The organism is Paenibacillus sp. JNU01, from assembly GCF_059130585.1.
This window is the reverse complement of the sequence record NZ_CP169723.1, coordinates 1,126,330-1,136,953: the sequence shown is the minus strand read 5'-3', so window position 1 is coordinate 1,136,953 and position 10,624 is coordinate 1,126,330. Positions and strand designations below refer to the sequence as shown.

Sequence of the window (10,624 nt, the reverse complement as noted above, 5' to 3'; positions counted from 1 at the left end):
TTGTATAATGTTTATTTCATTAGGAAGAAAGTTCACCAGCGCGCAAGCGCCCACTTTTCTCATATACTTCTTTCAACATACGAACGGGTTGCGTACGGACAGCCGGTTTGGCAGAGACGACCTCGTTAGGTCCAACGACAACAATTTCATCCGCTGTACCCTTCACAATTGCACCGTCTTTGATAATTGCACCTTCACCGATGATGGCGCGTTCGATGTGAACCCCACGGCCTATACGTGCGTTAGGCATAACGACACTGTCTTTAACCTCAGAGCCTTTACCTACTTCAGCGCCGCAGAAGATAACGGAACGTTCTGCACGACCTTCGATGGCACAAGAGTCATGAATCATGGAAGCTAACTGTTCGATCTTCGCATTTCTGGCTTTGTAAGCACTTGGCTTGGAACGCCAGCCGCGAGTAAACATCGGCCAGTTTTCTTTTTGCAGACTCCAGTTCTCATCGTTGTAGAGCAGGTCCATATGGGCATCCCACAGACTCTTAACTGTACCGACATCTTTCCAATACCCATTAAAGTTATAGACAAAAAGGGGATTGTTTTCGTTCAACATCTGTGGAATAACATCTTTACCGAAGTCATGGCTGGACTCAGGGTTAGCAGCATCTTCCAATAGATGGCGCTTCAAGTACTCCCATTTGAACATGTAAATGCCCATTGAAGCCAGATTACTTTTTGGTTCAGCCGGCTTCTCGGCAAATTCTGTTACACGCAGATCAGCATCGGCAGCCATAATGCCAAAACGATGTGCTTCGTCCCAAGGAACTTCCATAACTGAAATCGTTGCTGCGGCATTATTGGCCTGATGAGCCTCCAACATATCACGATAATTCATATGATAAATATGGTCACCCGACAAAATTAGAACATTTTCGGGGTTTTGTTGATCAATATAGTCAATATTTTTATAAATAGCATCCGCCGTTCCCAAGTATTCGTCATTTCCTGTATGATAAGATGGAAGTAAGGAAATTCCTGCCTCATTTGAGTTGCCATGTCCCCATGGTTCTCCTCCACCAATATGATCATGTAACGATTCCGCTTGGTACTGCGTCAATACTCCTACAGTATCGATCCCTGAGTTTACGCAGTTACTGAGAGGAAAATCGATGATCCGGTAGTGCCCGCCAAACGGTACAGCGGGTTTTGCGATACTCGAGGTTAAAGGGGCTAATCGCTTCCCTTCTCCTCCCGCCAACAGCATAGCGATGCAATCTTTATTAAACATAATCGTTTCCCTCCCAAAATATTGTGCATTGTAGTACATCATTAACGCAAAGTAGAGCAATTGAAACTATTGTTGCTGTAAAAATTCAGAAAAAATACAACATTTTCTAAAGCACCGCATTTTTCTTTTCAACTTGGCTAGAATGGGGTAATGGTAACTGTTATATCTATTTTCTTGAGAAGAAGGTGATCTCTTGGCCATTCAACCGTTAGCACATCCGGATATTTTGCCGGAGCATATTTATTTATTTCATGAAGGAAACCTTCATCACAGTTATCGAATGTTGGGCGCGCAGCCTGAGACTTGCGATGGCCTTCAAGGGTATCGCTTTACCGTATGGGCACCAAATGCCGCAGAAGTAGGACTGGCTCTGGACCGCAATGAATGGAAAGGCGAAAAGGAACCTTTATATAAGATACCCGAATCAGGATTTTGGAGTCGTTTTTTTCCGGAAATCAGTGAAGGAACTTTATACAAGTTCCGAATACTAACGGAAGATGGCACAGAATTGCTCAAAGCGGACCCATACGCGTTTCAAGCAGAGGTTCGACCTCAGACAGCTTCTGTCACCAGTTCAATCGAAGGGTATAAATGGAATGATGGAGCCTGGAGACGCAAACAACGCGCCATGTATAACAAACCTCTACATATTTACGAAATGCATATGGGAACCTGGAGGCGAAAAGAAGACGGAAGCCTCTATAATTATCGCGAGATGGCTGATTTACTTGTTCCTTACTTATTAGAAATGAAATATACACATGTTGAAATGATGCCCCTCAGTGAACATCCATACGACCTTTCGTGGGGATACCAAAACACAGGATTTTACGCGCCAACCAGTCGTTATGGGCATCCGAAAGATCTGATGTACCTGGTGGATACATTACATCAGGCTGGGATTGGCGTATTGCTGGATTGGGTTCCTGCACATTTTGCCAAAGACGCTCATGGGCTGCGTATGTTTGATGGTACGCCTTTGTATGAGTATGCAGATCCGATGTTAGCGGAGAAGCCGGGTTGGGGGACACTCAGCTTTGACTACTCGAAACCTGAAATTCGTTCATTTCTGATCTCCAATGCATTATATTGGATGGAGATGTATCATTTTGACGGACTCCGTGTTGATGCAGTTACGAGTATGCTTCGGCTTGATTTTGAGAAGCAGCCAGGACAATATCGTACCAATGATGAAGGTGGTCTTGAAAACAAAGAGGCTGTAGCTTTCTTACAGCAGCTAAATGAGACGGTGTTTAAGTATTTCCCTTATGCATTGATGATGGCTGAAGAATCAAGTGCATGGCCAATGGTGACTTTACCAGTACATGAAGGTGGTCTGGGCTTTAACTACAAATGGAACATGGGCTGGATGAATGACACGCTTGATTACATGGAATCTGATTTTCATGAACGTCCTTCCAAACATCATTTGCTGACTTTCCCGGTCGTATACTCCTTTGCTGAAAATTATGTGCTTCCTCTGTCTCATGACGAGGTTGTTCATGGCAAAAAGTCGCTCCTCGACAAGATGCCAGGAACCTATGAGCAGAAATTTGCTGGCATGCGTGCTTTTCTGGGCTATTTTATGACTTTCCCAGGGAAAAAGCTGTTGTTTATGGGTGGAGAATTCGGCCAGTTCATTGAATGGAAAGATGAGGATCAACTGGACTGGTTCTTGCTGGATTATGACAGTCACCGCAATTTACATCAGTTTGAGCGTGAGCTGTCTAACCTGTACTTGAGCGAAAAAGCTTTGTGGGAGCTTGATCATTCCTTGGACGGTTATGAATGGATCACTCCGGATGATCAGGACCAGAGTGTCATTTCATATGTACGCAAAGGAAAAAAACCTGCGGATACACTCCTTGTGCTCATAAACTTTCAGCCGGTCAAGCGGGAGCGTTACCGGATTGGTGTCATGCGTCCCGGTATGTATACCGAAGTTCTGAACAGTGACCATTCCGTCTACGGCGGTTCAGGCATTACTAATGATATGCAACTGCCTACCGAAAAGATTCCTTTTCATGGGCATCCGCATAGTCTTGAATTAGTTTTGCCTCCGCTGAGCATTGTGATTCTAAAAAAGAACACGCGTCGGAAAACGGATGAATCGCCTGCGAGTATTACTTCCGTCAGTTCAACAACGAAAAATAAGAAAGAAAACAACACGCTAAAGCCGAAGAGGAGGACAAAGGCATGAATATTTTATTTGCTGCTGCTGAAGTACATCCATTTATCAAAACAGGTGGCCTTGCTGACGTAATCGGTGCACTCCCTTTCGCATTAAAGAAGAACGGGGCAGACGTGCGGGTGATTATGCCTAAATACAAAGGGATTCCTGATGAATATAAAGAGGCATTGCAACCAGTCATCACAACTGATGTGCCTCTTGGTTGGCGCAGACCTTATTGTGGGATAGAAATGCTGGTTTATGATGGAATTCCAGTTTATTTTGTGGATAATGAGTATTATTTTGGTCGTGATGGAGTGTACGGGTATATGGATGACGGCGAGCGTTTCGCCTTCTTCAACCGTGCAGTTCTCGAAGTGTTGCCACAGATTGAGTTCAAACCTGACGTGCTGCACAGTCATGACTGGCATGCAGGAATGATTCCTTTGGTACTTGAAGCCCATTACAAACATGATTCATTCTACAGTGATATTCGTACGGTATTCACCATACATAACTTGTTGTACCAAGGGGTATTCCCGCATGAGTTATTCAGTGAAATCCTTGAGTTGGACGATCGATATTTCACCGTAGATGGAGCCGAATATTATGGTAATGTCAATTTCCTGAAAGCAGGAATTGTGTATGCTGACCATGTGACAACTGTGAGCCCAACATATGCTCAGGAGGTGCAAACCTCTTATTATGGATACGGATTGGACGGACTGCTAAACTCACTTGGAGATCGTTTCAGCGGGATTGTGAACGGGATTGATACCAAGAGCTACAACCCGGCAACGGATACTAAAATTCCAGTAAAATACAGAACAAGTCTGTCCAAGAAAACGGAGAACAAAATTGAGCTGCAAAAGGAACTTGGACTTCCAGTTCGTCCCGATGTACCTCTCATGGTGATGGTGACAAGGCTCGTGGACTCAAAGGGGCTTGATCTGGTCTGCCGTATCCTGGATGAATTGTTGTACTATGATGACATTCAATTCGCTGTACTGGGAACAGGAGAGCCAACGTATGAACACTGGTTCCGTGAAGCCGCTAATCGTTATCCGCTCAAAATGTCTGCCCAGATCACGTTTAACGATGGGTTATCCCGCCGCTTCTATGCAGGGAGTGATATCTTCCTGATGCCATCGAGGTTCGAACCATGTGGTATTAGTCAGTTACTGGCTCTGCGGTATGGGAGTGTGCCTCTGGTAAGGGAAACAGGGGGGCTGAATGATACTGTGCAGGCATACAATGAGTATACTGGAGAAGGGAATGGATTCTCATTCACTAGCTTTAATGCACATGACATGATGAATACCATTCGACGTGCCGAGGAAATCTACAAACAGCCAGAACATTGGAAGAAGATTGTGAAAAATGCAATGAGCGGGGAATACAGTTGGAACGTCTCAGCTGAAGAATATATGGACATATATCGCCGGATCACACATGAGCCTGTAAACTGATGTAATCCTGAATGAGTCGCAGCATATCATGCTGTGGCTTTTTTTAAACTAATAAACAAAAACACTTCCAAAGTTCAGAATGAAAGTCAACATCTGAGACAGTGGTAGTGTTTTCTCTTTTTTTATATGACTGTTTGAATATAAACTTCAATAGTGTTGGATGTTTGTCTGATCAAGCTGTCTATACAAAATGCGGTACCCATACGGGTCAAGTTTAATATTCATCATTCCATCGGTTGGAAATACAGGCTCTTCGGTTAATGCATCCTTCCAGTCTTTCGTTTCCATGGGATGAGAAAGCGTTCGATCTTGAGGTGTATTATTCATCCATACGGTAAAGTGAAGGTTGTCATCCACACGCTCGTACACAATACAGGGATCATGGTGATCCGCCTTAAGGAAACGGAAGCGTCCTTTACGCAGGGCTTCATTGCTTTTACGTAAATCAATCATCAGACGATAGAAATCATACAGTTCTCTGTCTTGCTTGGCGGGGTCCCATTCCATACATTTTCGACAATCTGGATCAGCATCACCACTAATTCCCACCTCATCGCCGTAGAAAATACAGGGTGTACCGATATAGGTGAAAAGAAATACAACCGACAACTTTAAACGGCGTTTGTCTTCTCCTAACCGGGTCAACAGTCGTGGGGTATCATGGCTGCACAGCATATTGAAGATGACTTCGTTGGTTTGTTGTGGATAGCGCATAATAAGTGAACCCATCTCATTGGCAAAGTTATAACCATCCATTGAACCACAGAAGAACTGAAGCACTTTGTCGGCAAATGGGTAATTCATGACGGAATCGAATTGATCACCCATAAGCCAGGTCAACGAGTCGCTCCATACTTCACCAACAATATAGGCTTCCGGATTCGCCGCCTTAACAACCTTGCGAAAATCACGCCAGAAATGGTTGTCCACTTCATTGGCTACATCCAGACGCCAGCCATCTAGCTTGATTTCCTTAATCCAGTACTCTGCTACATCAAGTAGATATGCTTTAACCTCTGGGTTGGCTGTATTGAACTTGGGCATGTTGCCATAGAAACCAAATGTATCGTAGGTAGGGATACCGTCTTTGATCTGAACCGGATATTCATTGATGTGGAACCAGCCGGCATACTTTGAGTTTTTTCCATTCTGGAGAACGTCTTGAAAAGGAGGGAAGTCTTCACTGCAATGGTTAAACACAGCGTCAAGCATCACTCGGATACCCAGACGATGGCATTCTTCTGTCAATTGTTTGAGCAGGGCATTGTCACCAAAATGAGGGTCGACTTTTTTATAGTCTATTGTGTCGTATTTGTGATAGGAATTGGCTTGGAATAGCGGGGTAAAGTAAATGGCGTTCACGCCAAGTTCGGTCAAGTCATGCAAATGATCCAGCACACCTTGCAGATCTCCACCAAAAAAATTGTCCAACTCCGGTTTGCCACCCCATTCATGCGTTTCTGGAGGATTCAGCTTGGGATCACCATTAGCAAACCGTTCAGTCATGATCTGATAAAAGACGGCTTCTTTGGCCCATTCAGGTACCTTAAACACATCGATTTCATGTATATACGAAAACTCATAATATCCTCCGGTTGGATAGGGGAGCTCATAATGAATTCCGTTATCGGCAAGAAAAACATCTTCCGAACCGGCGGTTATTCGAAATATATAGGTGAGACGTTTGAATTGTGGCTTGACGGCAGCCTCCCAATAATCAAATATGCTATCCGCAGCAGCCTTCTCCAGTTGTATTTCCTTATACGTTCCGTTCCAATTGTACTTATCTCCGGTCAGTGCAGTCACGTATTGTACATCATTTCGTTTGGTTCGTACACGCAGATGTATGGTAGACGAATTATAGGCATAAGCCCACTTGTCACGAGGAACATGATACATGGCTTCGAGCAGCATGACAGCACCTCCTCAATATAGGATAAGTTATGAAAACCGGTCTTTTTGAACACGTACTTATATCAATAAATAACCAAGTTAGCCAGCAAATGAACCACATTTACTGTAATAAAATGAATTATTTTCATCGTTTTCAAAGGTTTCTTTCACAGCATCTCCAGCTTCTTGTTGAATATACGTACAACTAATTAAGAAAAAGGCACCCTGAGACAGCTTGGAATTCAAGTCTGTTAAGGGTGCCTATATCACATGTTGATTAGATTCTTAGCGAATAGCTTGCTCGAATTCCGTTCGGATGGTTTGAAGCAGTTCTGGCTGACTGAGTATGTCGTAGGCTGTTGTAGCAAGTGCTTTTGCTCCCAGAATCATGCCATCCAGCGCGCGGTCCTGAAGTGCAAGATCACGGAAGGCAATGGAGTGCAGGGTATGAACTTCATCCACTACACGGATGTAGGGGTGAATTGCGGGACATTTCAGGGAAACGTTACCGATGTCCATGGAGCCATGATCGTTACCACTCACAATCTCTTCTTGCGGGATACCGAGTTCCATCAGATTTTGACTAAATGCCGCTGAGAATGCCTCATTGGTGACCATCTCGTCATAGGACGTTTCATAGTTGGATGTCACGAGCTTGCAACCTGTCTGCAGCGCAGAACCTTCAGCGATCTGAATCACACGTTCAGTGAGGATATTCAGTTCTTTACGGGTTGCAGCACGCACATAAAATTGTGCAGAAGCGTAGTCAGGAATGATGTTTGCTGCCTGACCTCCGTTATTGATCACACCGTGAATCCGAACGGTACTTTTCACTTGTTGCCGGAATGCATTGATTCCGTTGAACGTTTGAATGACGGCATCCAGAGCATTAATGCCTTCATGCGGACTTGCGGCAGCATGTGAAGATCGACCATGAAATTCAAATTGAACAGCATCAATCGCCAGCGAGCTGCCTGACTTTTCGTAGGCATAGTATGGATGCGCCATAAGGGCAACATCGCAGTCATCGAATAAGCCTGCTTCCGCCATTGGAACTTTGGCACCACGAGTCTCTTCAGCGGGTGTGCCAAACACTTTAATTGTTCCACCTGCTTCATCCAGAATGGCTTTAAGCCCAACAGCAGCTCCAAGACTCATCATGCAGATCAGATGGTGACCACAAGCGTGACCGATCTCCGGCAGGGCGTCATATTCGCACAATAATGCAATGGTAGGGCCAGGTTTGGCGGCGGAATACGTTCCGATAAAGGCTGTCTCCAGTCCAAGAATGGGAGCCTCTACAGTGAAACCATGATAGAGAAGTTCTTCTTTCAAACGGGCAGAAGCGAGATACTCTTCATTTCCCAGTTCGGGATTCGCACCGATATATGATGAAATGGCTTTAAAACGGGAAGCATATTGATCAATAACCGTAAGAATTTGTGATTTTTTAGATGTCATTGGTAAACTCCTTATGCGTAATGAAAATAATTCATTGATTATATCATGTTTGCTTTATTTTTTCAGAAACAAGTCAAGATTTGTAATTTCAAAATGCATTGCATAATCATGCATTGTACTTTATAATGACTCAGTCATCAACATGAGAAGCATACAATGTACTGTAAGGGGAGAAAAAGGTTGAAATTGATAAGTCGTTACACCATGATGCTGTTGACCTTTGTTATTCTGCTGACGACTGCCGTTCCTGTGGCATTGGCAAGTGGAACTACAGATAATTCAAGCAGTAAAAAGCTGGTGCTCGGTACAAGTGCCGATTTTGCACCATATGAATTCCATAAAGTGATTAATGGTAAAGATGAAATCGTTGGTTTTGATATTGAGATCGCCAAAGAGATTGCCAAAGATCTTGGCGCTGAGCTTGTGATTGAGGATATGGGCTTCGACGGTCTTCTGCCTTCATTGCAGAGCGGGCGTGTTGATCTGGTGATTTCAGGTATGACGCCGACGGATGAGCGGAAGAAAAGTATCGATTTTTCCGACACCTACTATAAATCAAAACAAGTGATCATGGTTCGCAATGTGGATAAAGACAAATATCCAACCATGACCGAACTTGAAAATGCGAAGATTGGCGTTCAGAAAGGCTCCATTCAGGAAACGATCGGACAGAGTATTCCAGGAGCGAAGCTTACTGCGCTTGATAAAATCTCGGATATCGTGCTTCAACTGCAAACCAAACGTATTGACGCGGCAATCGTAGAAGATACCGTGGCTGCAGGTTATCTGGACGATATCATTGGACTTGCTGCTGCTGTTCCGGACGAAGAGCAAGCAGAAGCGGCAATCGGGATTCGTAAAGGCAATACCGAGCTGCTAGCAGCCGTAAATGGAACACTGGAGCGATTGAAAAGCGAAGATAAAATCAATCAGATGGTGACGGACGCCAGCCTCTTGATGGCGGACAAAGCAAACAAATCACAAAATATTTTCCAAGTATTCTGGCAGTACAAAAGTTTCTATGCTACAGGTATAGGCTACACACTTCTATTGTCTGCACTTGGGGTTATCTTCGGGGTAATTATTGGATTGATCATCTGTTTGTTCCGTTTGCATGACGCTGCAATTTTGCGGTGGATCGGTACTGCTTACGTTGAAGTGATCCGTGGTACACCAATGCTGGTACAATTAATGATCATTTACTATGGTTTTTCCCTAAGCTTTGGCATTAACTTCACTGCACTTCAGGCAGGTATCATTACACTTTCAATTAATAGTGGTGCTTATCTGGCAGAGATTTTCCGTGCAGGTATTCAAGGTGTGGATCGGGGTCAGTTGGAAGCAGCTCGTTCCCTGGGAATGGGTAGAGGGGCAGCAATGCGTTATATTATTTTACCGCAAGCCTTCAAAGCTGTATTACCGGCGATCGGTAATGAATTCATAACCATCATCAAAGAATCCTCCATTATCTCCGTTATCGGTATGGTGGACATTATGTATCAGGCAAGTGTGGTCAAAAACATTACGTACCAAGGCTTGAGTCCATTTTTGATTGCAGCAGCCATCTACTTTGTAATGACGTTCATTTTGTCCAAGCTGCTGGGACGACTGGAAAGGAAGTTGAGTGCAAGTGATAGACGTTAGACAATTACACAAATCTTATGGAAATAACGATGTGCTTAAGGGCATTAACGTGACGATTGGCAAAGGTGAGGTTGTCGTGGTCATCGGTCCTTCCGGTTCAGGGAAAAGTACATTCTTACGTTGTCTGAACCTGCTGGAACAACCTACCTCGGGAGAGATTGATTTTGAAGGCGTGTCAATCACCGATCCGAAGCACAACATTAACGCAACTCGTGAGAAAATGGGTATGGTGTTTCAACATTTCAACCTGTTCCCACACAAAACGGTAGAACAAAACATCACAATCGCTCCGATCAAAGTAAAGAAACAATCCACGCTGGAAGCGGAAAAAATTGCTGCTGATCTGCTTAACACCGTGGGCTTGTACGATAAAAAAGATGTATTCCCGAATCAGCTGTCCGGTGGACAGAAGCAGCGGATCGCCATTGCTAGAGCACTGGCCATGCAGCCGCATGTCATGCTGTTTGACGAGCCTACATCGGCACTGGACCCCGAGATGGTCGGCGAAGTTCTGGATGTCATGAAACGTCTTGCAGAAGGCGGGATGACCATGGTCATCGTAACGCATGAGATGGGGTTTGCACGTGAAGTGGGAGACCGTATCCTGTTCATGGATGGCGGGGTTATTGTGGAAGAGGGAACACCTGATGAGGTGTTTGGAGCACCGAAAAATTCACGTACACGTGACTTCCTTGCGAAAGTACTCTAAATGAATCGATTAAATAGCGTTACTGACTTCGA

The 10,624-nt window shown here is 44.4% G+C and carries 7 protein-coding genes; 4 read left to right on the top strand and 3 right to left on the bottom strand.

Annotation, left to right across the window (positions count from 1 at the left end; all coding sequences use genetic code 11):
* Positions 1–19 precede the first annotated feature (19 nt).
* Entirely contained in the window at positions 20–1,246 is a 1,227-nt protein-coding gene (locus tag NLBNIHML_RS04650) for a glucose-1-phosphate adenylyltransferase (RefSeq protein ID WP_339234441.1), read from the bottom strand.
* Positions 1,247–1,526: 280 nt separating this feature from the next.
* Between NLBNIHML_RS04650 and glgB the strand changes: the two genes are divergently transcribed.
* Both glgB and glgA read left to right on the top strand, forming a co-directional pair.
* Positions 1,527–3,446: a 1,4-alpha-glucan branching protein GlgB gene (gene glgB / locus NLBNIHML_RS04645; RefSeq protein ID WP_494354671.1), complete on the top strand. Its 1,920-nt coding sequence runs from the start codon at positions 1,527–1,529 to the stop codon at positions 3,444–3,446.
* Complete coding sequence (glgA, locus tag NLBNIHML_RS04640) at positions 3,443–4,885, top strand: glycogen synthase GlgA (RefSeq protein ID WP_494353882.1); 1,443 nt, start codon at positions 3,443–3,445, stop codon at positions 4,883–4,885. The genes glgB and glgA overlap by 4 nt, the downstream gene beginning before the upstream one ends.
* 147 nt (positions 4,886–5,032) lie before the next feature.
* Here the strand turns inward: glgA and NLBNIHML_RS04635 are convergent, their stop codons facing one another.
* Both NLBNIHML_RS04635 and NLBNIHML_RS04630 read right to left on the bottom strand, forming a co-directional pair.
* Positions 5,033–6,799, bottom strand: coding sequence for an alpha-glycosidase (locus NLBNIHML_RS04635; RefSeq protein WP_494353881.1), 1,767 nt, complete (start codon positions 6,797–6,799; stop codon positions 5,033–5,035).
* A gap of 264 nt (positions 6,800–7,063) precedes the next feature.
* On the bottom strand, positions 7,064–8,239 hold the full coding sequence (locus NLBNIHML_RS04630) for a M20 family metallopeptidase (protein ID WP_494353880.1): 1,176 nt from the start codon (positions 8,237–8,239) through the stop codon (positions 7,064–7,066).
* A 180-nt stretch (positions 8,240–8,419) separates the two neighbouring features.
* Here NLBNIHML_RS04630 and NLBNIHML_RS04625 point away from each other — a divergent pair, with 180 nt between their 5' ends.
* Positions 8,420–9,883, top strand: a complete 1,464-nt coding sequence (locus NLBNIHML_RS04625; RefSeq protein WP_339234433.1) for an ABC transporter substrate-binding protein/permease — start codon at positions 8,420–8,422, stop codon at positions 9,881–9,883.
* Complete coding sequence (locus tag NLBNIHML_RS04620; protein ID WP_339234430.1) at positions 9,870–10,592, top strand: amino acid ABC transporter ATP-binding protein; 723 nt, start codon at positions 9,870–9,872, stop codon at positions 10,590–10,592. Before NLBNIHML_RS04625 ends, NLBNIHML_RS04620 begins: the two co-directional genes overlap by 14 nt.
* The last annotated feature ends 32 nt before the right edge of the window (positions 10,593–10,624 follow it).

Coding starts and splice junctions, on each gene's coding strand:
- NLBNIHML_RS04650 (WP_339234441.1), bottom strand. CDS start 1,246: ATGTTTAATAAAGATTGCATCGCTATGCTGTTGGCGGGAGGAGAAGGG.
- glgB (WP_494354671.1), top strand. CDS start 1,527: ATGTTGGGCGCGCAGCCTGAGACTTGCGATGGCCTTCAAGGGTATCGC.
- glgA (WP_494353882.1), top strand. CDS start 3,443: ATGAATATTTTATTTGCTGCTGCTGAAGTACATCCATTTATCAAAACA.
- NLBNIHML_RS04635 (WP_494353881.1), bottom strand. CDS start 6,799: ATGCTGCTCGAAGCCATGTATCATGTTCCTCGTGACAAGTGGGCTTAT.
- NLBNIHML_RS04630 (WP_494353880.1), bottom strand. CDS start 8,239: ATGACATCTAAAAAATCACAAATTCTTACGGTTATTGATCAATATGCT.